General features: G+C 41.7%; 25 protein-coding genes and 1 tRNA gene. 23 read left to right on the forward strand and 3 right to left on the reverse strand.

From position 1 onward, the window contains the following. Positions 1-261: 261 nt before the first annotated feature. The 7 genes from J1C77_RS02215 to J1C77_RS02245 all read left to right on the forward strand — a co-directional run bounded on the left by J1C77_RS02215 (position 262) and on the right by J1C77_RS02245 (position 7,085). A complete protein-coding gene (locus J1C77_RS02215; RefSeq protein ID WP_002922262.1) occupies positions 262-2,694 on the forward strand; it encodes a pneumococcal-type histidine triad protein in 2,433 nt (810 codons plus the stop codon). Between the two features lie 20 nt (positions 2,695-2,714). Beyond that, entirely contained in the window at positions 2,715-3,632 is a 918-nt protein-coding gene (locus J1C77_RS02220; RefSeq protein ID WP_002922261.1) for a metal ABC transporter solute-binding protein, Zn/Mn family, read from the forward strand. A gap of 220 nt (positions 3,633-3,852) precedes the next feature. Beyond that, the gene (locus tag J1C77_RS02225) at positions 3,853-4,845 is read left to right on the forward strand and encodes an ABC transporter ATP-binding protein (protein ID WP_002922260.1); all 993 of its coding nucleotides are present in this window, start codon (positions 3,853-3,855) and stop codon (positions 4,843-4,845) included. A gap of 1 nt (position 4,846) precedes the next feature. Beyond that, positions 4,847-5,665, forward strand: coding sequence for an ABC transporter permease (locus tag J1C77_RS02230; RefSeq protein ID WP_002922257.1), 819 nt, complete (start codon positions 4,847-4,849; stop codon positions 5,663-5,665). 1 nt (position 5,666) lies between these two features. Beyond that, positions 5,667-6,452 carry an ABC transporter permease gene (locus J1C77_RS02235; RefSeq protein WP_002905302.1) on the forward strand — a complete coding sequence of 262 codons (786 nt, stop codon included), beginning with the start codon at positions 5,667-5,669 and terminating at the stop codon, positions 6,450-6,452. 50 nt (positions 6,453-6,502) lie between these two features. Continuing rightward, entirely contained in the window at positions 6,503-6,961 is a 459-nt protein-coding gene (locus J1C77_RS02240; protein WP_002902392.1) for a GNAT family N-acetyltransferase, read from the forward strand. A 51-nt stretch (positions 6,962-7,012) separates the two neighbouring features. Continuing rightward, positions 7,013-7,085, forward strand: a tRNA-Thr gene (locus tag J1C77_RS02245). 52 nt (positions 7,086-7,137) lie between these two features. Here J1C77_RS02245 and J1C77_RS02250 read toward each other — a convergent pair. Further along, positions 7,138-7,401, reverse strand: a complete 264-nt coding sequence (locus J1C77_RS02250; RefSeq protein WP_002902394.1) for a SemiSWEET family transporter — start codon at positions 7,399-7,401, stop codon at positions 7,138-7,140. 272 nt (positions 7,402-7,673) lie between these two features. Here J1C77_RS02250 and J1C77_RS02255 point away from each other — a divergent pair, with 272 nt between their 5' ends. The 16 genes from J1C77_RS02255 (at position 7,674) to J1C77_RS02330 (ending at position 21,904) form a co-directional block, all read left to right on the forward strand. After that, complete coding sequence (locus J1C77_RS02255) at positions 7,674-8,120, forward strand: LytTR family DNA-binding domain-containing protein (RefSeq protein ID WP_023917202.1); 447 nt, start codon at positions 7,674-7,676, stop codon at positions 8,118-8,120. A gap of 5 nt (positions 8,121-8,125) precedes the next feature. Continuing rightward, positions 8,126-8,788: a LiaF transmembrane domain-containing protein gene (locus J1C77_RS02260; protein ID WP_002905297.1), complete on the forward strand. Its 663-nt coding sequence runs from the start codon at positions 8,126-8,128 to the stop codon at positions 8,786-8,788. Positions 8,789-8,914: 126 nt separating this feature from the next. Next, the gene (gene rpmB / locus J1C77_RS02265; RefSeq protein ID WP_001140948.1) at positions 8,915-9,103 is read left to right on the forward strand and encodes a 50S ribosomal protein L28; all 189 of its coding nucleotides are present in this window, start codon (positions 8,915-8,917) and stop codon (positions 9,101-9,103) included. Between the two features lie 141 nt (positions 9,104-9,244). Beyond that, positions 9,245-9,610 (forward strand): Asp23/Gls24 family envelope stress response protein, encoded by a 366-nt coding sequence (locus tag J1C77_RS02270; RefSeq protein WP_002893676.1) that lies wholly within the window; start codon positions 9,245-9,247, stop codon positions 9,608-9,610. Positions 9,611-9,612: 2 nt separating this feature from the next. Next, positions 9,613-11,277 carry a DAK2 domain-containing protein gene (locus J1C77_RS02275; RefSeq protein WP_002922255.1) on the forward strand — a complete coding sequence of 555 codons (1,665 nt, stop codon included), beginning with the start codon at positions 9,613-9,615 and terminating at the stop codon, positions 11,275-11,277. A 109-nt stretch (positions 11,278-11,386) separates the two neighbouring features. After that, positions 11,387-11,986 (forward strand): SP0191 family lipoprotein, encoded by a 600-nt coding sequence (locus tag J1C77_RS02280; RefSeq protein ID WP_002922254.1) that lies wholly within the window; start codon positions 11,387-11,389, stop codon positions 11,984-11,986. A 416-nt stretch (positions 11,987-12,402) separates the two neighbouring features. After that, complete coding sequence (locus J1C77_RS02285; RefSeq protein WP_002922253.1) at positions 12,403-13,278, forward strand: ABC transporter ATP-binding protein; 876 nt, start codon at positions 12,403-12,405, stop codon at positions 13,276-13,278. A gap of 10 nt (positions 13,279-13,288) precedes the next feature. After that, positions 13,289-14,023, forward strand: a complete 735-nt coding sequence (locus J1C77_RS02290; RefSeq protein WP_002893671.1) for an ABC transporter permease — start codon at positions 13,289-13,291, stop codon at positions 14,021-14,023. 4 nt (positions 14,024-14,027) lie between these two features. Then, complete coding sequence (locus tag J1C77_RS02295; RefSeq protein ID WP_002922252.1) at positions 14,028-15,128, forward strand: sensor histidine kinase; 1,101 nt, start codon at positions 14,028-14,030, stop codon at positions 15,126-15,128. Then, positions 15,125-15,724, forward strand: coding sequence for a response regulator transcription factor (locus tag J1C77_RS02300; RefSeq protein ID WP_002922250.1), 600 nt, complete (start codon positions 15,125-15,127; stop codon positions 15,722-15,724). Before J1C77_RS02295 ends, J1C77_RS02300 begins: the two co-directional genes overlap by 4 nt. Before the next feature lie 260 nt (positions 15,725-15,984). Then, on the forward strand, positions 15,985-17,685 hold the full coding sequence (locus J1C77_RS02305; protein WP_002922249.1) for an acetolactate synthase large subunit: 1,701 nt from the start codon (positions 15,985-15,987) through the stop codon (positions 17,683-17,685). Further along, positions 17,678-18,154: an acetolactate synthase small subunit gene (ilvN, locus tag J1C77_RS02310; RefSeq protein WP_002898887.1), complete on the forward strand. Its 477-nt coding sequence runs from the start codon at positions 17,678-17,680 to the stop codon at positions 18,152-18,154. Before J1C77_RS02305 ends, ilvN begins: the two co-directional genes overlap by 8 nt. 64 nt (positions 18,155-18,218) lie before the next feature. After that, on the forward strand, positions 18,219-19,241 hold the full coding sequence (ilvC, locus tag J1C77_RS02315) for a ketol-acid reductoisomerase (protein ID WP_002902418.1): 1,023 nt from the start codon (positions 18,219-18,221) through the stop codon (positions 19,239-19,241). A gap of 99 nt (positions 19,242-19,340) precedes the next feature. Beyond that, positions 19,341-20,591, forward strand: a complete 1,251-nt coding sequence (gene ilvA, locus J1C77_RS02320) for a threonine ammonia-lyase IlvA (RefSeq protein WP_002922248.1) — start codon at positions 19,341-19,343, stop codon at positions 20,589-20,591. A 56-nt stretch (positions 20,592-20,647) separates the two neighbouring features. Next, positions 20,648-21,580: an SPFH domain-containing protein gene (locus J1C77_RS02325; RefSeq protein ID WP_002898882.1), complete on the forward strand. Its 933-nt coding sequence runs from the start codon at positions 20,648-20,650 to the stop codon at positions 21,578-21,580. 108 nt (positions 21,581-21,688) lie between these two features. Then, positions 21,689-21,904, forward strand: coding sequence for a hypothetical protein (locus tag J1C77_RS02330; RefSeq protein WP_002893653.1), 216 nt, complete (start codon positions 21,689-21,691; stop codon positions 21,902-21,904). Between the two features lie 94 nt (positions 21,905-21,998). Here the strand turns inward: J1C77_RS02330 and J1C77_RS02335 are convergent, their stop codons facing one another. Both J1C77_RS02335 and J1C77_RS02340 read right to left on the reverse strand, forming a co-directional pair. Beyond that, complete coding sequence (locus J1C77_RS02335) at positions 21,999-22,739, reverse strand: amino acid ABC transporter ATP-binding protein (protein ID WP_002893646.1); 741 nt, start codon at positions 22,737-22,739, stop codon at positions 21,999-22,001. Further along, positions 22,736-24,301, reverse strand: coding sequence for an ABC transporter substrate-binding protein/permease (locus J1C77_RS02340; protein WP_002922245.1), 1,566 nt, complete (start codon positions 24,299-24,301; stop codon positions 22,736-22,738). The genes J1C77_RS02335 and J1C77_RS02340 overlap by 4 nt, the downstream gene beginning before the upstream one ends. Positions 24,302-24,381 lie beyond the last annotated feature (80 nt).

Below are 24,381 nucleotides of genomic sequence, written 5' to 3' on the forward strand. Positions count from 1 at the left end.
TGATAATTGGACAAGTAAAGAATAAATAATATTTTTCTTACAATCTAATAAAAAATCTTGACAGATTAGATGATGAGGAGTAAAATATTAACCAGTTAATTAACCAGTTAATTAGTTTAGTAAGTTGTTAAAAATTGAGTTTCTTCTATATTTTATAGAAAAAATATTTAGATGATTTCTTTGGGGGTATATTATGAGTTAATTGTAAATTGTGATAGGTTTTAGCGAATTCTATGTAATCAAAAAAGAAAGTGATATTCAATGGAAAAAAATAAGAAATACTTAACAGGAATTGTTGTCATTGCTACTGTGGGTCTTTTTGCTCATCAGTTAGGTTATTATCAGGCAAACAGTTCGATTAAAAAATCCAATCGAGTTAGCTATATTGATGGTAAGCAAGGTGTTCAAAAGTCTGAGGAGTTAACGCCTGACGAAGTAAGCAAAAAAGAAGGGATTAACGCGGAGCAGATTGTTATCAAGATTACTGATCAGGGTTATGTTACTTCTCATGGTGATCACTATCATTATTATAATGGGAAAGTTCCATATGATGCTATTTTCAGCGAAGATCTTTTGATGAAAGATCCCAACTATCAACTTAGGACTGAGGATATTGTCAATGAAGTCAAGGGTGGATATGTTATCAAGGTTAATGGCCAATATTATGTTTATCTGAAAGATATAGCTCGCGCGGATAATATTCGCAGTAAGGAAGAGATTAATCGTCAAAAGCAGGAACATAGTCATAATGTTACGAAAATAAGCAATGAAGTAGCAACAGCTAGAGCTCAAGGCCGTTATACAACAGATGATGGCTATGTTTTTAATGCTTCAGACATTATTGAGGATACGGGAGATGCGTATATTGTACCTCATGGTGATCATTTTCACTATATCCCAAAGAGTGATTTGTCGCCTAGTGAGCTAGCTGCAGCTCAAGCTTACCTATCAGGTAGAGGAAAAGTAGCTAGTACTGTAGTCAGCCGTTCGTATAATAATGGAAGCAGTGGCTGGATACAGACACAACCTACTTTTACTCAAATTTTAAACAACTATCAACCGAGTCAAGGAGAAGATGTTAAGGGTCTCCTTCAGCAACTTTATAATCTTCCACTTAGTCAGCGTCATGTTGAATCAGATGGCTTGATCTTTGATCCAGCACAAATTACTAGTCGAACACAAAATGGAGTAGCAGTGCCGCATGGTAATCATTATCACTTTATTCCTTATACACAAATGTCGGCATTGGAAGAAAAGATTGCTCGGACAATTCCTCTTATAAGTCAGCCTAATAAACCTATGTTAGGATTGACACCTTATAGACCTATACCAACTCCGATACTAACTCCATCTCAACCAGCTTTAAAACCGATTCTTCCTCCAAAGTTAAATTTGGAACATGCGGATTCATTGGATAAGGATTTAATCCAGCAGGTCGTTAGGAAAATAGCTGACGGTTATGTGCTAGAGGATAAAGGAGTGTCCCGCTATCTTTTAGCTAAAGACTTGCCTAAAGAGATTATTACAGCGATTGAAAATAAATTGGCGAAGCAGAAAAGTATATCTCATGTCCTGCAAGCTAAGAAAGAATCAGTTGAACCGAAAAATCAAGAGTTTTACGATAAAGTATATGGTCTTCTGACACAGGCCCATCAGCAATTACTAGAAAATAAGGGACGTTTGTCAGATTTTCAAGCCTTGGATGATTTAATGAAGCGTTTGAATGATGAGACAAGTGATAAGGTGCAATTAATTGATGACTTATTAGCATTTCTTGCGCCTATCAATCATCCAGAACGTCTCGGCAAAGCAAATTCACAGATTGAGTATACTGAAACCGAAGTTCGAGTAGCCCAGCTGGCTGACAAATATACGACATCTGATGGATATATCTTTGATGCCCGGGATATTATCAGCGACGAAGGAGATGCTTATGTAACCCCTCATATGGGACACAGTCACTGGATAGGAAAAGATAGTCTTTCAGCTAAAGAAAAAGCAGCTGCTCAGGCGTATACTAAAGAAAAAGGTCTGCTTCCACCTGCACCAACAGATGATTCCAAAGCTAATCCAAGTGGAGAAAGTGCGGCTGCTATCTACGAACGTGTTCAAGGAGAGAAACGGATACCGCTCGTTCGTCTGCCTTACAATGTTGAGCATACTGTAGCAGTAAAAAATGGTAATCTGATTATCCCTCATAAGGATCACTACCACAATATCAAATTTGCTTGGTTCGATGATAAGACTTACCGAGCTCCTAATGGCTATACATTAGAGGATTTATTTGCAACTATCAAGTATTATGTTGAACATCCAGATGAGCGACCACAGTCTAGCGATGGATGGGGGAATGCAAGTGATCATGTTTTAGGTAAAAAAGATGACAAGGAGGATGCTGTTAGCCCAGAGAAACCTCAGGAAGAAGTTGAAGAGGAAACACCAACTGAGCCAGAAGTACCTCAAGTTGAAACTGCTAAAGTAGAAGCTAAGTTGCAAGAGGCGGAAGACTTACTTGAAAAGACGAAGGATCCAAGTTTGAAATCCAATGCAACTGAGACCTTAACAGGATTGCGAAATAATCTTAATTTAGGGACTATGGATAATAATAACATCATGGCAGAAGTAGAAAAACTGTTAACCTTGTTGCAATCTGCTTCTTCAACTTCTGTGTCAAGTACAGAAGTAACTGATTAGCTGAGGTGAAGGAGTATTGTATGAAAAAAAGAACTGCAGTATTACTAATGCTGAGTATACTAGTTTTGATGCTGGGAGCGTGTACTCAGAAAGAAGAACAACAAGCTAAAGGTTTGAAGATTGTGACCAGTTTTTATCCGGTTTATGCCATGGTTAAAGAAGTATCTGGTGATTTGAATGATGTTCGCATGATTCAATCTAGTACAGGGATCCATTCTTTTGAACCATCGGCTAATGATGTAGCTGCTATCTATGATGCGGATGTTTTTGTCTATCATTCACATACCTTAGAGTCGTGGGCGGGGAGCTTGGATCCAAATTTGCAAAAATCTAAGGTGAAAGTACTTGAAGCTTCCGAAGGAATGCCCCTGGAACGTGTACCGGGTTTGGAAGACGTGGAAGCTGGCGAAGGAATCGATGAAAAAACTCTTTATGATCCTCATACCTGGCTAGATCCTGAAAAAGCTGGTGAAGAAGCACAGATTATTGCGGATAAGCTATCTGAACTCGATAAAGAACACAAGGAAATATATCAAAAAAATGCTAAGAAATTCATTTCTAAAGCTCAAGAATTGACCAAAAAATACCAACCAATCTTTGAAAAGGCTAAGCAAAAGACTTTCGTCACTCAACATACTGCGTTCTCGTATTTAGCAAAGCGGTTTGGTTTGCAGCAGCTAGGTATTGCAGGGATTTCTCCTGAACAAGAGCCAAATGCAAGGCAGCTTACTGAAATTCAAGAATTTGTGAAAACCTATAAAGTTAAGACGATTTTTACCGAAAGCAATGCATCGTCGAAGGTGGCAGAAACTCTCGTAAAGTCAACAGGCGTCAAGCTGAAAACGCTCAATCCTTTGGAAGCAGATCCTCAAAATGATAAAAACTACCTAGAGAATCTAGAAGAAAACATGAGTATCTTGGCTAAAGAATTGAAATGAGAAGGTAAAGCATAATCTAGCTGAACAATACAAAACAGAAACCTGCCCGTAAGGGTGGGTTTTTTGGTGTGTGATAAAATATAATAATTATTTTTAAATTTCCTATGTTAGTTTGAAAGTAAAAGTGGTAGTATAGTGAGGAGATAAGATTCTGTTTTTCCTGAGTTAGGTGGGGAAATGGTCTGTAACATGAATTGAATGATAGGATATTGAGAAGCGTATGGCAATGATAGAAGTAGAACATCTTCAGAAAAATTTTGTGAAGACAGTCAAGGAACCGGGATTGAAGGGGGCTTTGCGCTCCTTTATTCATCCTGAAAAGCAGACCTTTGAAGCGGTCAAGGATTTGACCTTTGAGGTTCCAAAAGGGCAGATTTTAGGATTTATCGGAGCCAATGGCGCAGGGAAGTCGACAACTATCAAAATGCTGACCGGGATTTTGAAACCGACATCTGGTTTGTGTCGAATCAACGGCAAAATTCCGCAGGATAATCGCCAAGACTATGTCAAGGATATTGGAGTGGTCTTCGGACAACGCACCCAGCTATGGTGGGATTTGGCACTGCAAGAAACCTATACAGTCTTGAAGGAGATTTATGATGTACCAGATTCACTTTTCCATAAGCGCATGGACTTTTTGAATGAAGTCTTGGATTTGAAGGAATTTATCAAGGATCCCGTGCGGACTCTTTCACTGGGGCAGCGGATGAGGGCGGATATTGCGGCTTCCTTGCTCCACAATCCTAAAGTTCTCTTTTTAGATGAGCCGACCATTGGTTTAGATGTTTCGGTCAAGGACAACATTCGTCGGGCTATTACCCAAATCAATCAGGAGGAAGAGACTACTATTCTCTTGACCACTCATGACCTGAGTGATATTGAGCAACTCTGTGATCGGATTTTTATGATTGACAAGGGGCAGGAGATTTTTGATGGAACGGTGAACCAGCTCAAGGAAACCTTTGGCAAGATGAAGACTCTTTCCTTTGAACTGGTACCAGGTCAAAGTCATCTCCTTTCTCACTATGAAGGCTTTTCGGATATGACCATTGATAGACAAGGAAATAGCCTCAACATTCAATACGATAGTTCCCGCTACCAGACGGCTGATATTATCAAGCAAACCTTGTCTGATTTTGAGATTCGCGATTTGAAGATGGTGGATACGGATATTGAGGATATTATCCGTCGCTTCTACCGAAAGGAGCTCTAAGATGGTCAAATTGTGGAGACGTTATAAACCCTTTATCAATGCAGGGATTCAGGAGTTGATTACCTATCGAGTCAATTTTCTTCTCTATCGGATTGGCGATGTCATGGGGGCTTTTGTGGCTTTTTATCTCTGGAAGGCAGTCTTTGATTCCTCGCAAGATTCCTTGATTCAGGGCTTCAGTATGGCGGATATTACCCTCTATATCATCATGAGTTTTGTGACTAACCTTTTGACCAGGTCGGACTCTTCCTTTATGATTGGAGAGGAAGTCAAGGACGGCTCCATTATCATGCGCTTGTTGAGACCAGTGCATTTTGCGGCTTCTTATCTCTTTACCGAGCTTGGTTCCAAGTGGTTAATTTTTGTCAGCGTTGGACTTCCATTTTTAAGTGTTATTTTTCTGATGAAAATCTTATCTGGGCAAGGCATTGTAGAAGTATTGGGTTTAACTGCACTATATCTTTTTAGCTTAACCCTAGCCTATCTGATTAACTTTTTCTTTAATATCTGCTTTGGATTTTCAGCCTTTGTATTTAAAAATCTATGGGGTTCTAATCTACTCAAGACTTCTATAGTGGCCTTTATGTCGGGGAGTTTGATTCCCTTGGCTTTCTTTCCTAAAATTGTTTCAAATATTCTTTCCTTTTTGCCTTTTTCATCCTTGATTTACACTCCGGTTATGATTATCGTTGGGAAATACGATGCCAGTCAGATTCATCAAGCGCTTTTGCTACAGTTTTTCTGGCTCTTAGTGATGGTGGGCTTGTCTCAGTTGATTTGGAAAAGAGTCCAGTCATTTATCACCATTCAAGGAGGTTAGTATGAAAAAATATCAGCGCATGCATCTGATTTTTATCAGACAGTACATCAAGCAAATCATGGAATACAAGGTTGATTTTGTGGTTGGTGTTTTAGGTGTCTTCCTGACCCAAGGCTTGAACCTCTTGTTTCTCAATGTCATCTTTCAACACATCCCCTCGCTAGAAGGCTGGACCTTTCAAGAGATTGCCTTTATCTATGGTTTTTCCTTGATTCCCAAGGGACTGGACCATCTCTTTTTTGACAATCTCTGGGCACTGGGGCAACGATTGGTGAGAAAGGGAGAGTTTGACAAGTATCTGACTCGTCCTATCAATCCTCTCTTTCACATCCTAGTCGAGACTTTTCAGATTGATGCCTTGGGTGAGCTCTTGGTCGGTGGAATTTTACTAGCGACAACGTTCTCTAGCATTACTTGGACTATTCCCAAGTTCTTGCTTTTCCTAGTCTGCATTCCTTTTGCGACCCTGATTTATACTTCTTTGAAAATCGCGACAGCCAGTATCGCTTTTTGGACCAAGCAGTCAGGTGCTATGATTTACATTTTCTATATGTTTAATGATTTTGCCAAGTACCCGATTTCCATTTACAATTCGCTCCTTCGTTGGTTGATTAGTTTTATCGTTCCTTTTGCTTTTACAGCCTACTATCCTGCTAGCTATTTCTTGCAGGACAAAAATGGGCTCTTTAACATTGGTGGTTTGATTCTGATTTCCCTTGTTTTCTTTTTCATTTCGCTCAAACTCTGGGATAGGGGATTGGATGCCTACGAAAGTGCGGGTTCGTAAGATGGAAAATATGTTTAGTCCTAAAGCTTAAAACATGAAAGGATTTAAAGATGGTAGCGATTGAAGAAGTGAAGGAAGAAAAACAAAAGATGATAGCAGTCAGTGAAGTTTTAAAGGATCTACCAGAATGGTTTGGAATACCTGAAAGTACACAAGCTTACATTGAAGGAGCTAGGGATTTACAAGTTTGGGTTGCTTATCAGGAGAGTAAATTGGCTGGCTTTGTAAGCTTATCTTATTCTAGTGAAGATTGTGCAGAGATTGACTGCTTAGCTGTTAAGAAATTCTATCATAGAGCGGGAATTGGTAGTCAACTTCTAGAAGTTTTAGAAAAATCTGCTCGTCAAAAAGCATCCTATCTGCAAGTAAAAACGGTAGCACCAGGTTATTATCCTACCTATGACAGAACTAACGCTTTTTATCAGGCTCAGGGCTTTAAAAAGTTAGAAATTTTTCCTGAACTTTGGGATAAAAGCAACCCTTGTTTGATTTGGGTTAAGAAATTGTGAAATTCTAACTTGACAAAAAAACTCAAGATGCTAAAATAAAGGGGAAAAGACGCCGATTTAGCTCAGTTGGTAGAGCAACGCACTCGTAACGCGTAGGTCACAGGTTCGATCCCTGCAATCGGCAGAAAGAAAACCAGCAACTTTTTCATGGGTTGCTGGTTTTGTTTATCTAATTCTTATAAAGAAGTAAGAAAAGTTAGACCGCCTAATATCACTCCTGCCGCATTGGGAATGATAAGGATCCAGTCTTTTTTAGGTTCTTTGGTCCAACCATAGATTACCCAAATTAAACAAGAAACTGCTGCGAATAGTGGTTGGAATGGTTGAGCTTTTTCTCCTTGCAAGTTAGCGATAATTTGTGGAATATATGCAATAAAGACAAGAATCCCAATAAAAGCTCCAATAGATCCGACAAAGCGATTAATTTTTTGTTTAGACATATAGTACCTCCTGAGGTACTATTATATCAGAAGGAAAAAAGTTTTCAAATTTGTTTGATCATAAAATAAGACAGATATTCAATATGTGTAAGTCGTGCTTTTATACTAAACGAATCTATTGGAGAGTCTAGGATGAGAAATCAAATTTGCTTAACATTTTTTGAGAAGGGTAAGCTACCACTTAGTTATCAAAAATAACCACTTACTGAAAATGCCTTGTTTCTTTTTTGAAAATTGTTATAATGAAGTCAGAAGCAAGGAAAGGAGTGGCTATGAAGATTAGGATTGAGCTTGATACAGATATGGCAGAAACTGAAGTCGTTATCCGAACGGCTCAATATGGTGAAGAGGTGGCTCGGATTCAAGCAGCTCTTGAACAAGCCAACCGTCAACCGATAGCTTTCTATAAGGATACAAGTGAATATTTTGTCGATTTGAAGAATATTTTATTTTTTGAAACGGATGCTACCAAAATTTATGCTCATAGCAGGGATGATGCTTATGAAGTCAAATTGAAGCTATACGAATTAGAAGAGAGACTTCCGGCATATTTCTGTCGCATTTCAAAGTCTACTATTGCCAATGCCAAGGCTATTTACGCTTTGGATAAATCATTTTCGGGAACCAGTACTATCCAATTTTATGACACACATAAACAAGTGCACGTTTCCCGACACTACTATCAAATTTTAAAAGAAAAGTTAAACGAAACGAGGTAATTTTCATGAAAAAAACAATTTTTGGAATCGGCTTTTTAGTCTTGGCAGCTTGGGTTCTGCTGCAGGGGAATTTTGGGATTCCTGCCTTCAATTTTAATATTTGGCCCATGCTAGTAGTTGCAATGTTTGCCTATTTCGCCTTGGAAAATTTCTTAGAAAGAGACTTTGGCACTGGGCTGATCATGGCAGTTATTGCGCTGATTATTGCCAATGCCGTTTACCACTTTTTAGCTATTTCAACAGGAACCTTGGTTTTGGGTGGTATTCTGGCTTGCATCGGTCTCAATATGATTTTCAAGCCCCGGCGCATTTTTAAGGGGCGTATCTTCTCAACTGCCTCTTCTTCCTCAAAAGATGATATTGCTTTTGGCAGCGGCACGCGCTATATCAACTCAGATAACTTCACCTATGAAAAGTTAGACTGTGCTTTTGGCAGTGCATCGGTTTATTTTGATAATGCGACTATCGAAGGGGACTCAGCAACTTTTGAAGTGGATCTGTCTTTTGGCAGTGTGATGCTTTATGTGCCCAGCGACTGGCGTGTAGAGCTGGATGTAGATAATGCCTTTGGCTCTGTCTACAATCCCCGCAATGTCAATGAAAAGAGAAAAACTCTCTATGTCAAAGGCAACGTAGCTTTCGGTTCTTTGAAGATTAGCTATGTTTAGGAAAACGGATTAATTTCGAAACTTTGGACAAATGTACTTGTCAAACGTCAAGTTTTTTGGTAATATAGGAAGGTATGTGGTGCTAGCACATCCGTAATATTAGATCTAATAGGAGGAAACACGATAATGGCTAAAGTATGTTACTTTACTGGTCGTAAGACTGTATCAGGAAACAACCGCTCTCACGCGATGAACCAAACAAAACGCGCTGTTAAACCAAATCTTCAAAAAGTTACTGTTTTGATTGACGGTAAACCTAAAAAAGTTTGGGCTTCAGCTCGTGCCCTTAAATCAGGTAAAGTTGAACGCGTTTAATTTTTATTTAAAAGGATGGAAATTTTCCGTCCTTTTTTGCTTGTAAATTTCCGCCTAGACAGTTGATTTAGACCCTTCCTCTTTTACACCCTGTATAAAATATGGTAGAATAAACTATAAAATACTTTTGAGGTACAAATTATGACTGTGAAAATTAATACAAAAGATGGTCAAATTGAGCTGACTGATGATGTGATTGCGACAATCGTCGGCGGTGCAGCGACTGAAATTTTTGGTGTAGTTGGCATGGCCAGCAAAAATGCAATCAAGGATAATTTTCAAGCCCTTTTAGGAAAAGAAAACTATGCTAAGGGCGTGGTTGTGAAAGCGACTGATGAAGGTGATATCGCAGTTGATGTCTACACTGTGTTAAGCTATGGAGTCAAAATCAGCGAAGTTTCCAAAAACATCCAAGAGCGTGTTAAATTCAGTTTGGAAAACAAGCTCGGAATTACTGCCCATGCAGTGAATGTTTATATCCAAAATATTAAAGTCGTAGGAGAATAATCGTGGCAAATATTACTACTAGTTTATTTCAAGAAATGGTGCAGGCGGCATCTACTCGCTTAAATAAACAGGCTGAATATGTAAACTCTTTGAATGTCTTCCCGGTTCCAGATGGCGATACAGGGACCAACATGGGCATGACCATTGAAAATGGTGCCAAGGAAGTGTCAGATAAGTCTGCTTCAACAGTTGGCGAAGCGGCGGGTATCTTTGCGAAAGGCCTTTTGATGGGCGCGCGTGGTAACTCAGGAGTTATCACTTCCCAGCTTTTCCGCGGTTTTTCTCAAAGTGTGAAAGAGCATGAAGAGCTGACTGGTGAAGATCTAGCTCTGGCCTTTCAGTCTGGTGTAGAAGTGGCTTACAAGGCAGTTATGAAGCCGGTTGAGGGAACGATTTTGACTGTTTCCCGCGGTGCGGCTATCGGAGCCAAGAAGAAAGCTGAAGTCACTAATGATGCTGTAGAAGTTATGAAAGCAGCTCTTGAAGGAGCAAAGGCTGCTTTGGCTAAGACACCGGATATGCTGCCGGTTCTGAAAGAAGTCGGCGTTGTGGACTCTGGCGGTCAAGGGTTGGTCTTTATCTACGAAGGCTTCTTGTCTGCACTTACAGGCGAATATATCGCATCTGAGGACTTTGTGGCGACACCTGCGACCATGTCTGAGATGATCAATGCTGAGCATCATAAGTCTGTAGCTGGCCATGTGGCAACAGAGGACATCACTTACGGCTACTGTACAGAAATCATGGTGGCTCTCAAGACAGGTCCAACCTATGTAAAAGACTTTGATTATGATGAATTTCGCAACTACCTCAATGATTTGGGAGATTCCCTGTTGGTAGTCAACGATGATGAAATCGTCAAAGTCCATGTCCATACTGAAGATCCAGGACTGGTTATGCAGGAAGGTCTCAAGTACGGTAGTTTGGTCAAGGTCAAGGTTGACAATATGCGCAGCCAGCACGAAGCCCAGATTGAAAAGGAAGAGCGCTCAGCTAAGCCGGCTCAAGAAAAAGAGTTTGCGATTATTGCTGTAGTGGCTGGTGATGGTCTGGCTGAAATCTTTAAGGCTCAGGGAGTTGACTACATCATCTCTGGCGGTCAAACTATGAACCCATCAACGGAAGACTTTATCAAAGCTGTGGAGCAAGTCAATGCTCGCAATATTATTATCTTGCCAAACAATAAAAACATCTTTATGGCAGCCCAATCAGCAGCAGAAGTGATTGAACAGCCAGCAGCTGTTATTGAGACTCGCACAATCCCTCAAGGTTTGACCAGTCTCCTAGCTTTTGATGGCGGCAAGACTATCGAGGAAAACCAAGAGCGTATGACTGCGGCCTTGGCAGAAGTGGTCAGCGGCAGCGTGACGACTGCGGTTCGCGATACGACGATTGATGGCTTGGAAATTCATGAGAATGACAACCTTGGTATGGTGGATGGTAAGATTGTTGTTTCAAATCCCGATATGCTGGCAACTTTGAAAGAAACGTTCAGCAAGATGCTCAATGAAGACAGCGAGATTGTCTCTATCTATATCGGTGAGGACGGTAGCGAAGAGCTGGCTAGCAGTCTTGCTCAAGATTTGATGGAACAATTCGAGGATGTAGAAGTAGAAATTCATCAGGGCAGTCAGCCGGTTTATCCATATATTTTTAGTGTTGAATAGCATAAAAAGGCAATCGAAAGGTTGCCTTTTGTCATTTTATAGAAAACACTTAGACAAGAAACTGGTATTATGTTATACTGTAACAAATAAAAAGTAAAAAAGGTGAACTATGAAAAAATTTTTCATTCTTGTTATTTCTGCTTCGGTACTCTTGACGGGCTGTGTGTTTCCTAACTTCAGCAAGCATCGTCCTAGACATTCTTCTGAATCAGCTTCTTCTAGGCGGACTAAATCTAGCTCTAGCTCTAGCAAGTCATCCAGTTCTTCTTCCGAAAGTACAGAGATTGTCTCTAAAACCTTGGTTGGAGACATTGAAGGAATCCATCATCGTGATACAATTACCTATCAGGGCAAGAAAATCTTGAATCTTCGGATGGAATTGCTTACTTCCTTGCCAGAAGAAGCTAGTGCGGCATCAGCTACTTTGACTCCAGAGGAAATGACGACTATCATTCGTGAAGGAATGCAGTCTGATTCAAACTATGTAGCAGCTAAGAGTCTGGAAGGTGTTAATATTGATTATTCAGTTACAGCAGAGAAGAAATTGCAGACCTTGATTGAAATTGATTTGCAAAAGGTCAATGTCGAAGAGGTGGAAAAGAACAGTTTCTTCCAAGGCTTTGGACTAAAGGACATTAAGGATATTACACCTGAGATGTTCATTCTGAGTCTGAAGCTCAATGGTCTCAAAGAAGAGGTGCAGAGCTAAAGTTTAAAAGCGTTGGTCGCCTCATCTTACAGATTGAGTAGCTAGTTTATTGAAAAATTTTTTAGATTAGGCTGCTTTAATTCCAGCTTCTATCTAAATTGCAACAGACATACAACTAGTCGGCTCCTCTCAACGAGGGGGACCGGCTTTTTTGTGTCTTCATGCAGAAGGGAGATAAACAAATTATTCCAATATTTGCTAGCTTTGTGCTCTAAAAGCAGAATAGTGACATTTGTCATGTCAGCTGGTGACAAAATCAACTAGTAGGAAAAATTTCTTTGCCTTATAATATAGTTAACAAAATGATAAAAGGTTGCTGTAGGCATTGAAAAAGCGATAGTGCTTAGTATTCTTCCGGCTTTGGAAAAATAAAGGAAAGATGTACATACGGTTCATCAAATCAAAGGAGGAGTAAAATGGAACTGATTGAAGTAAAGAAGCTTTCAAAAAGCATTCATGGTAAGGAGATTTTAAAGGATATTTCGTTTGAAATCTCCCAAGGTGACTGTGTGGCCTTGATTGGTCCCAATGGAGCAGGGAAAACGACTCTCATGGATTGTTTGCTGGGTGATAAGTTTCTGACAGCAGGTCAGGCAAGGATTCAGGGACTCAAGCCAACTGATAGTCAACTCAAGCAGTCGGTAGCGATTTTACCACAAGAAAATACAGTGGTGGAGGATTTGAAGGTCAAGGAACTCTTGACGTTCTTCCAAGCGATTTATCCAAATAGTCTGTCCAATCAAGAAATTGATGATTTGTTGCAATTTACAGATAAGCAAAAGAATCAGTTGGCCAGTAAGCTATCTGGTGGGCAAAAACGCCTCTTCTCTTTTGTTCTAAGTCTGATTGGCCGTCCTAAGATTCTATTCTTGGACGAACCGACTTCTGCTATGGACACCTCTACTCGTCAGCATTTCTGGGAAATTGTTAATCAGCTCAAGCAGCAGGGAGTGACCATCGTTTATTCTTCGCACTATATCGAAGAAGTCGAGCATACGGCAGATCGGATTTTGGTGCTGCACAAGGGCGAGTTGATTCGGGACACGACGCCTTATGCCATGCGCAGTGAGGAGCAGGAAAAACACTTTACCTTGCCGCTGACTTATCAGTCTGTGCTGGAAAAACTGGATAATGTGACTGATTTAGAAATCAAGCAAAAGGCTTTATCTTTTGCTACTAGGGATGCTGGACAGGTCTGGCAGGTTCTTCAGGAAAACGGCTGTACAATCGAAGAGATTGAAGTACGTAACCGTACCCTCTTGGATAGTATTTTTGAAACGACACAAGAATAGGAGAGTAATCATGAAAAATATGGCAAGTCTTATGAAGATTGAGTTGATTTTAATGAAGCGGCAGGCTGCTTATTATCTCTTGTCTATTGGTCTGCCCAGCGTCTTTTACCTGATTTTCTCAGGAATGATGTCTGGAAGTGATACGTCTGAACTTGTGCTTCGAGGCTACCTCTTCTCTATGACTCTTTTTAGTATCATGTCTAGTGCCTTCTTTAGCATTCCAAGCACTTTGCAGTCTGATAAAAATAATAACTGGCAAAAAATGATTCAGCACTCGCCGATTTCTATGGTAAAATATTATATATCAAAGCTTTGCAGTACGCTGTTGACTTTTATGCTTTCTATCATCGTAGTCTTCTCGATTGGGCATTTTGTTCGCGGGGTTAATCTGCCAATGGTGGACTGGCTTCTTATTGCCTTAATCCTTCTGGTAGGAAGTGTGGTCTTTATTGCCATGGGTGTATTGGTCAGTCTCTTGCCAAGTGCTCAGCTCATGTCTGTTGTGGGAAATATCGTCTATATGGCACTGGCTGTTCTGGGCGGTCTATGGTTTCCTCTAACTATGTTTCCAAAATGGCTCCAGCCAATCGGTAAGTTGACGCCAAGTTATCAACTGATGCAAGTCGTGTCTTCTTACCTAGAACACCATCAGTTTAATGGCAAGGCTGCTTTGATTGTTCTGATTTATACGGTTTTGGTCAGCATTCTTGTGCTGCAGCTCAAAAAGCGAATTGAGGTAAAATAAAAGCATGTGGGAAAAACTTAAACAAGTCCACTATATGTTTCATATTGCGTTGGTCTTTATCATCTTTCCAGTGGCGGGAGTAATCAGCGGGGAATACCCGCTTTTCCTCTTGCTTGGGACAGCTATTTTTGTTGCGGCTTACTATGCGGTTTTGCTAAGTAACCATCGCCTTATTCAATTTTTTTCTTGGTGTTTTTTGGTTGCTTACATATACTATGGTTCTGTCTGGCTAAATACAGGTTTTACCTGGTATATTTTTTATCTATCTAATCTGCTGATTTATGAGCTGGATGATGTCTCGTTTAAATCCTGGCGTTTTTGGACCTTTATTGATTTGCAGCCTGCTATTGTGCTGACTAATTATTTGATGGGTAATGTTGGTCCAGCAGAACTACTCTTCTTTATTGTCACTTTTCTCTTTTCGGATGGTGTGACCTTTGGTCTCCATCGGATTCAGACGGCAGAGCAGATCAAGGAAGAAAAGGTCAAGCAAAATGCCCAGCTGAATCTTTTCCTGGCAGAAGATGAGCGGAATCGGATTGGCCGTGACTTACACGATAGTCTAGGGCATACCTTTGCTATGCTCAGTGTTAAGGCGGAGCTGGCTCAGCAGTTTTTGCAGATGGAAGCCTATGACAAGGCAGCAAAAGAACTGCAGGAAGTGCAAGAGATCAGCAAGAAGTCCATGGCTGATGTTCGGCGGATTATTAATGATCTAAAGAATCGGACGCTGGACGAGGAACTAGTGACCATTCGTGCCATGCTGGAGATGAGCGGTGTTCAGGTAGAAATGGATAACCAGCTCAATGTTGCCAGTGTCCCACCGAGTCAGCAGTCAACGATTAGTATGATTTTGCTAGAGGCAGCGACCAATATCATTAAACATGCCAAGGCTAAAAAGAGCAATTTTTCTTTGGTAAAGAAAAACGAAAAACTTGTTTTAGACATTCAGGATGATGGTTGTGGTTTTCAAAAGCTGACTGGTCGGGAGTTGCATAGTATTCGAGAGCGACTGTCTGCCTTGTCAGGAAGGCTTGAGATTCTTAGCAGCCAAGATCCGACGTGGATTCGAATTGAATTGCCATACGGAGGGAAGGAAGCATGAAACTTTTGTTAGCAGAAGATCAAAGTATGCTGAGAGATGCTCTAGCTCAGCTCTTGCAGCTGCAGCCAGATGTCGAAGAAGTCTATCAGGCCGCAGATGGGCAGAAGGCTATTGACTGTCTTAGCTCAGAAACTGTTGATGTAGCTATTTTGGACGTGGAAATGCCCCACCAAACCGGCCTAGACGTTCTCGAATGGGTCAAGGCCAATCGACCCAACATCAAGGTCATCATCGTCACAACCTTCAAGCGACCGGGCTACTTTGAGCGAGCTGTTAAGGCGGATGTAGATGCTTATGTGCTCAAAGAGCGCAGTATTGCGGATTTAATGAAGACCATTCACACTGTTCTAGATGGACAGAAGGAATATTCGCCGGAATTGATGGAGGTACTGATGACCAGCAGGAACCCTCTCTCTCAGCAGGAGAGGCTAGTCCTGCAAGCTGCGGCGACTGGCCTATCCAATAAAGAAATTGCTGAAAAACTCTACCTGTCAAATGGAACGGTTCGTAACTATATGTCTGCTATTTTGACCAAGCTAGATGCTGAAAATCGAACAGAAGCCGTCCGAATCGGGCAAGAGAAAGGCTGGTTATAGCTAGAAGATTCAGTTTTGGAGAAAAGGTGGAATAAGAGAGTTTTTAGCTAAAGAAAATATTTGTGTGAGGAATATTCCAATGAAGTGTCGGGACTATAAATATAGTTCTGACTTTTTATCTTTTATTAGAAAAAACATTCAGATTTAGAGAAAAAATGTAGAAAAACATTCTGCATGGCTTGCAATTTTTTTCAAAAATGTTATCATAGTAGAAAGCTTTTTGAATTTTTAGAAAATTGTAAATAAATGAAAGGGGAAGAATGGAGAAAATCAAATTAGAAACTTCTAAGACAGGTTCAGAGCTTGTTTTGGAAACCTTGAAAAATCTTGGTGTTGATACGATTTTTGGCTATCCCGGTGGCGCTGTACTGCCGCTTTATGATGCTATTTATAGTTTTGAAGGCATCCGTCATATTCTAGGCCGCCATGAGCAAGGCTGTGTTCACGAAGCAGAAGGCTATGCGAAGTCTACTGGGAAAATCGGAGTTGCAGTTGTGACCAGCGGTCCGGGAGCGACTAATGCCATTACCGGCATTGCCGATGCCATGAGTGATAGCGTCCCCCTTTTAGTCTTTACTGGTCAGGTAGCCAAGGCTGGGATCGGTAAAGATGCTTTTCAGGAAGCGGATATTGTTGGGATTACGACTCCTATAACCAAGTATAATTATCAGGTTCGGGAGACGGCAGAAATTCCGCGTATCATTACAGAAGCTATTCACATTGCGACGACAGGTCGTCCTGGGCCAGTCGTTATTGATTTGCCTAAGGATGTCTCCGCTCTGGAAACGGACTTTATCTATGACAGTAAGTTGCATCTGCCGAGCTATCAGCCGACTATTGAGCCTAATGAATTGCAGATTAAGAAGATTATCAAGCAGATTTCTAAGGCTAAAAAGCCGGTTCTTCTTTCGGGAGGCGGTATCAGTTATGCCGAGGCAGCAGCAGAGCTGGTTGCTTTGGCAGAGCGGTATCAGATTCCAGTAGTCACTACATTGTTGGGGCAAGGGACCATTGCGACAGACCATCCTTTGTTCTTAGGTATGGGTGGGATGCACGGTTCTTTTGCGGCCAATATTGCCATGACTGAGGCCGACTTTATGATTAGTATCGGCTGCCGTTTTGATGACCGTCTGACCGGTAATCCGAAAACCTTTGCCAAGAACGCTAAAGTAGCACATATTGATATTGACCCAGCGGAAATTGGAAAAATTATCAGCGTAGATATTCCTATCGTAGGGGATGCTAAGAAAGCCCTGCAGATGTTGCTGAATGAAGAGCAGGTGCATAATAATACCAGCAAGTGGATTGAAAAAGTAACGCAAGATAAGGAACGGGTTCGCTCATATGATAAGAAAGAACGTGTCGTACAGCCCCAGGCTGTCATTGAGCGCGTGGGTGAGCTGACCAAGGGTGATGCCATCGTTGTAACAGACGTCGGTCAGCACCAAATGTGGGCCGCACAATATTATCCGTATAAAAACGAGCGTCAACTGGTAACGTCTGGTGGTCTAGGAACCATGGGCTTCGGTGTACCTGCAGCGATTGGAGCTAAGATTGCCAATCCAGATAAGGAAGTGGTGCTCTTTGTCGGAGATGGTGGCTATCAGATGACAAACCAAGAGATGGCTATTCTCAATATCTATAAGATTCCGATTAAGGTCATCATGCTTAACAATCATTCGCTAGGCATGGTGCGCCAGTGGCAGGAAGCTTTCTATGATGGTCGTACCTCTGAGTCTGTCTTTGAAACTTTGCCAGATTTCCAGCTCATGGCTCAGGCCTATGGTGTTAAATCCTATAAATTTGACGATCCGGAGACTATTGTCCAGGATTTGGAAGTGCTGAAGGAAGATATACCGATGTTTATCGAGGTAGATATCTCTCGCAAGGAACACGTTCTTCCAATGGTGCCGGCTGGCAAGAGCAATCATGAGATGTTGGGGGTGAAGTTCCATGCGTAGAATGTTGACAGCTAAACTCCAAAACCGTTCGGGTGTTCTAAACCGCTTCACGGGTGTCCTTTCCAGACGTCAGGTTAATATTGAGAGTATCTCAGTCGGAACGACGGAAAATCCGGAAGTATCCCGTATCACCATCATCATTGATGTGGCTTCATTGGCAGAAGTCGAGCAGATTATCAAGCAGCTCAATCGTCAGATTGATGTGATTCGGGTTCGAGATATCACGGACCGTCCTCACTTAGAGCGTGAAGTGATTCTGGTTAAGGTCTCAGCTCCAGCTGATAAGCGAGCAGAGATTCTGTCTATTATCCAGCCATTCCGGGCGACAGTTGTGGATGTAGCACCTAGCTCTATTACCGTTCAGATGACTGGTGATGCGGAGAAGAGCGAGGCTCTGCTTCGAGTCATTCGCCCATATGGTATTAAAAATATTGCTCGGACTGGAGCGACAGGCTTTACCCGAGATTAAATCAAACCTTTAATTTGTTAAAACCGCCTAATAGGCAATAAAAATAGAAAAGAGAGTAAAACTTATGGCAGTAACAATGGAATACGAAAAAGATGTAAAAGTAGCAGCGCTTGACGGTAAGAAAATTGCCGTAATCGGCTATGGATCACAAGGTCATGCTCATGCGCAAAACTTGCGCGATACAGGCCACGATGTGATTATCGGTGTTCGTCCTGGTAAGTCATTTGACAAGGCTAAAGAAGACGGCTTTGATACTTATACAGTAGCAGAAGCAGCTAAATTGGCTGATGTTATCATGATTTTGGCTCCAGATGAAATCCAACAAGATCTTTATGAAGCAGAAATCGCTCCAAACTTGGAAGCTGGAAACGCAGTTGGATTTGCTCATGGTTTTAACATCCATTTTGAATTTATCAAAGTTCCTGCCGATGTAGATGTCTTTATGTGTGCACCGAAAGGCCCTGGTCACTTGGTTCGCCGTACTTTCGAAGAAGGTTTTGGTGTACCAGCTCTGTATGCAGTCTACCAAGACGCTACTGGAAATGCCAAAGACATCGCAATGGACTGGTGTAAAGGTGTTGGTGCGGCTCGTGTTGGTTTGCTTGAAACAACTTACAAAGAAGAAACTGAAGAAGATCTTTTTGGTGAACAAGCTGTCCTTTGTGGTGGTTTGACTGCCCTTATCGAAGCAGGTTTTGAAGTCTTGACAGAAGCAGGCTATGCCCCAGAATTGGCTTACTTTGAAGTTCTTCATGAAATGAAATTGATCGTTGACTTGATCTATGAAGGTGGCTTCAAGAAGATGCGTCAATCTATCTCAAATACAGCCGAATATGGTGACTATGTATCTGGTCCGCGCGTGATTACTGAGCAAGTCAAAGAAAACATGAAGGCGGTCTTGGCTGATATCCAAAACGGTAAATTTGCGAACGACTTCGTTGATGACTATAAAGCTGGTCGTCCAAAACTGACTGCTTACCGCGAGCAAGCTGCTAATCTGGAGATTGAAAAGGTCGGTGCAGAATTGCGTAAAGCAATGCCATTCGTTGGTAAAAACGACGACGATGCTTTCAAGATTTACAATTAAGGTAAAGAGCAGATAAGACATTAGGGGTTGGAATGCGAATTCCCAGCCCCTTGTTTTGCTTGATAGAGAATAAACTGGAGAGACAGGGAAGGAAAAAATATGCTCAGAGCAAAAGATATCACGCATGCTCATAAAGTGTTAAAAGATGTGGTTGTCAATACTCCGCTTGACTACGACCACTATTTGTCGGAGAAGTACCAAGCCAAGATTTACCTGAAGAAGGAAAATATGCAGCGGGTGCGCTCTTTTAAACTTCGCGGGGCTTATTATGCCATTTCTCAACTTAATGAAGAGGAGCGCCAGCGTGGGGTTGTCTGTGCTTCTGCGGGAAATCACGCCCAAGGAGTGGCCTATACTTGTAAGGAAATGAAAATTCCAGCAACTATTTTTATGCCCATCACGACTCCTCAGCAGAAGATTAGCCAGGTCCGCTTCTTTGGTGGTGAATTTGTGGATATCAAGCTGGTTGGAGATACCTTTGATGCTTCGGCCAAGGCTGCGCTTGACTATACTAAGGCTGAAAACCGCACCTTTATCGATCCTTTTGACAATGAAGATGTCCAAGCGGGTCAAGGGACTGTAGCTTATGAAATCTTAGACGAGGCCAAGAGAGAAGCTATTACTTTTGATGCAGTTTTGGTACCAGTTGGCGGCGGCGGCCTGATATCAGGAGTCTCAACCTATATAAAAGAAAGTCAGCCAACTATTGAAGTCATTGGTGTGGAAGCCAACGGTGCCCGCAGTATGAAAGCAGCTTTTGAAGCAGGTGGTCCAGTCAAGCTCAAAGAAATCGACAAATTTGCGGACGGTATCGCAGTCCAGAAAGTCGGTGCATCAACCTATGAGGTCACACAAAAGAATGTTCAAAATCTTATCGGTGTAGATGAAGGGCTTATTTCAGAGACCATCATTGATCTATATTCCAAGCAAGGGATTGTCGCAGAGCCAGCTGGTGCTGCAAGTGTTGCTGCTTTGGAAGTGCTGAGTGAGTATATCAAGGGGAAGACTATCTGCTGCATTATCTCAGGTGGTAATAATGACATCAACCGAATGCCAGAGATGGAAGAACGGGCTCTTATTTACGATGGCATCAAGCACTATTTCGTGGTTAACTTCCCACAGCGTCCAGGTGCCCTGCGTGAATTCGTAAATGATATTTTAGGACCCAATGACGATATTACTCGTTTTGAATATATCAAGCGGGCAAGCAAGGGAACGGGTCCAGTTCTCATTGGTATTTCTCTGGCTGATAAGCATGATTATGCTTCTTTGATTAACCGTATTGAGCAGTTTGATCCCTCCTTTATCAATCTGAACGGGAATGAAACACTCTACAATATGCTTGTCTAATTGTAAATATATTTTAGCCTAATTTGTATGCTTTCGTTTGAAACTGCAAATTAAATATGTTAGAATATACTATAGTGAATCAAGGAGGCTTGAACATGTTTTTTATTCCATTTTTCTTTATCATATTGATCATAATCTTTATATTCTTGCTGCTTAGTGCAGTCTATGTGGTTCGTCAGCAATCTGTGGCAATCATTGAGCGTTTTGGACGTTATCACAAAACCAGCAGCAGCGGTATCAATTTCCGTCTTCCTTTAGGGATTGATAAGATAGCGGCTCGTGTTCAGCTGCGTTTGCTGCAGAGCGAGATTGTCGTTGAGACTAAGACACAGGATAATGTTTTCGTAACTATGAATGTTGCGACCCAGTATCGCGTAAATGAGAACAACGTGATTGACGCTTATTACAAGCTTATGCGGCCAGAAGCTCAAATTAAGTCCTATATTGAAGATGCCCTTCGTTCCTCCGTTCCAAAACTGACCTTGGACGAGCTCTTTGAAAAGAAGGACGAAATTGCCCTAGAAGTCCAAAAGCAAGTGGCAGAAGAAATGTCAACCTATGGCTATATCATTGTCAAAACCTTGATTACCAAGGTTGAGCCTGATGCTGAAGTTAAACAGTCTATGAACGAAATCAATGCGGCGCAGCGTAAGCGTGTGGCTGCTCAGGAATTGGCTGAAGCGGATAAGATTAAGATTGTGACAGCTGCTTCTGCAGAAGCTGAGAAAGACCGTCTGCATGGTGTTGGTATTGCCGAGCAGCGGAAGGCCATTGTGGATGGTTTGGCAGATTCGATCAAGGAATTGAAGGGAGCCAATATTGAGTTGACTGAAGAGCAGATTATGTCTATTCTTTTGACCAACCAGTACCTGGATACGCTAAATAATTTTGCAGATAGTTCGGGTAATAATACCATTTTCCTTCCAGCAAATCCAGAAGGTGTCGAAAGTATTCGGACTCAGATACTTTCAGCCCTCAAAGCTAAGTAAAGAAAATTCAGAATTATTTAATTTGTTCGAATTTGGTCTGTTTAAGTTGACAAACTGTATAAAAACAATTATAGTAGTTGATGTAGCTAGAATAGAGAGGAGTAAGAAATGGCTAAATCTAATTTCGAGAAAGTAGAATCTGTTGTTAGTTGGGTACGTGATAAGAAGATCACCGGTTACCGTATTAGTAAAGAAACAAATGCACGTGAAATGTCTATCATTGCTCTTGCTCAAGGACGTGCAAAAGTGAAAAATATCTCTTTTGAAACAGCTCTTGGCTTGATTGATTTCTACGACAAAAACCATGAAAAATTTGAAGACTAAACTTCAAAATCGTGCAACTGATATTGCTCATTAAATCAAAAAAGGAATCTGGACTTAGTTCCAGATTCCTTTTTTGATTTTGAAAATAAATAGTTTAGCTGAGGAAACGTTGCAGGAATTCTTTGGTTCTTTCTTCTTTGGGATTGGTGAAGATATCCTGCGGGCTGCCAGCTTCAGCGATGACGCCCTTGTCCATAAAGATAACACGGCTGGAGACATCACGGGCAAATTCCATTTCGTGGGTTACGACTATCATAGTCAGCCCTTCCTGAGCCAGTTCTTTCATGATTTTCAGAACTTCACCAACCATTTCAGGGTCGAGGGCTGAAGTCGGCTCGTCAAAGAGGATAGCATCAGGATTCATAGAGAGGGCGCGGGCAATAGCGACCCGCTGCTTCTGACCGCCTGAGAGTTGCTTAGGCTTGGCCTGCCAGTATTGCTCGCCCATTCCAACCTTGTTGAGGTTTTCTTTGGCAATTTTCTCAGCTTCTGACCGTTCTTTTTTCAGGACCGTTGTCTGAGCAACGATGGTATTTTCCAGGACATTAAGATTTTCAAAGAGATTGAAAGACTGAAAGACCATGCCCAGCTTTTCACGGTAATGGGTCAAGTCGTAATTCTCGTCCAGGACATTCTTGCCGCGATAGAAAATCTGTCCGCCAGTTGGTGTTTCCAGAAGGTTAATGGAGCGCAGGAAGGTTGACTTTCCGCTACCGGAACTGCCGATGATGGAAATCACTTCTCCTTTATGAACAGTGAGGGAGATGTCCTTGAGGACTTGGTTTTCACCGTAGGACTTTTTGAGGTTTTTAATTTCTAGAATAGTTTCTGTCATGATTTTACTTCTCCTGTCTGCATTTGATTGGCACCTGTCGTGTAGTTGTCTGTGTCGAAGCGTTTTTCAACATAGCGAAGGATGCGTGTCACGCTGAATGTCAGGACAAAGTAGATTACAGCGATGATGGTAAAGGTTTGGAAGTACTGGTAGGTCTGGGTAGCGATGGTATTTCCAGAGAAATAAAGCTCAACTACCGAGATAACGTTCAACACGGATGTATCCTTGATATTGATAACAAATTCGTTACCAGTTGCAGGCAGAATATTGCGGACGACCTGAGGCAGAACAATCTTGCGCATAGTCTGGCCGTGGGTCATACCCAGTGCTGTTGCGGCCTCGAATTGCCCCTTATCAACGGCAAAGATACCACCGCGGACAATCTCACTCATATAAGCTCCGGTGTTGATGGAGACGATGAAAATGGCCGCGATAGTTCGGTCGATAGAGATTCCGAAAGCCTGGGCTGTTCCGTAGTAGATAACCATGGACTGAACAATCATGGGAGTTCCACGGAAAATCTCAATATAGATATTTAAGAACCAGCCGAAGATTTTTTGCAGTGATGCTAGGAGTTTATTCTTAGAAGCTGGTGCCGTCCGATAAACGCCAATCAGCAGTCCGATGATGAGGCCTGCAATGGTTCCTGTTATCGAAATAAGCAAGGTCAACCCAGCTCCGCGTAGGAATTGAGGCCAGTTTTCAGCCAGAATCTTAGCAACTTGACTGAAGAATGATTCATTCGTTGTTTCACTATCCGTATCAACAGGCTGTTTCTGAATCATCTCATCCATCAGCTTGACTTGGTCATTGGTAGTAATCTTAGCGATTGCTGCATTGGCTTGCTCGATACGATTGTCATCCTTGCGCATCCCAATGGCAATGGAAGCATCTTCTTCTCCGACCTCAAAGCCTTTCTCAAACTGAATCATTTTGAAGTTGGAGTTGGCAGTCTCGGCAGTCAAGGCTTCTGGCCGCTCAGAGATATAGCCATCAATAACGCCGGATTCCAAGGCTTGACGCATCTGAGCAAAATCGCCCATAGCTGTTTCTTTTTTGGCACCAGGCAGCTGGTCAATAAGATTGTAGAGATAAACTCCTTGCTGGGAAGTGACTTTAGCGTCTTTGAAGTCTTCTAGAGTCTTAGCAGATGCATATTTTCCATCTTTACGAACTAGGAGAACTGGTTCGCTGGTGTAGTAACTGTTGGAAAAGGCAATTTCCTTTTTCCGCTCGGCAGTTGGACTCATCCCCGCAATAATCATGTCAATTTTTCCGGAGGTCAGAGCAGGAATTAAGCCATTCCAGGAAGTTTTGACAACCAGAGGTTCCTTGCCCATCTCTTGAGCAATTTTTTTGGCAATCTGCACATCGTATCCGTTGGCATATTGGTTGGTTCCTTCGATTTTTACAGCACCGTTGGAATCGTCATCCTGAGTCCAGTTGAACGGCGCGTAGGCTGCTTCCATACCGATTCTCAGATAGTCATCGGCCTGAATAACATGGACCGTTCCTAAGGTGACCAGGAGGGCTGTAAATAAAGTGAGTAATAATTTCTTCATGGGTTTCTCCTGCTTATCTAATAATAGTTCTTCCTATTCTATCGAAAATTGCGGTTCTTTTCAATCCTAGTAAGCCCTTA

The organism is Streptococcus sanguinis, from assembly GCF_050223295.1.
Classification (GTDB): domain Bacteria; phylum Bacillota; class Bacilli; order Lactobacillales; family Streptococcaceae; genus Streptococcus; species Streptococcus sanguinis_X.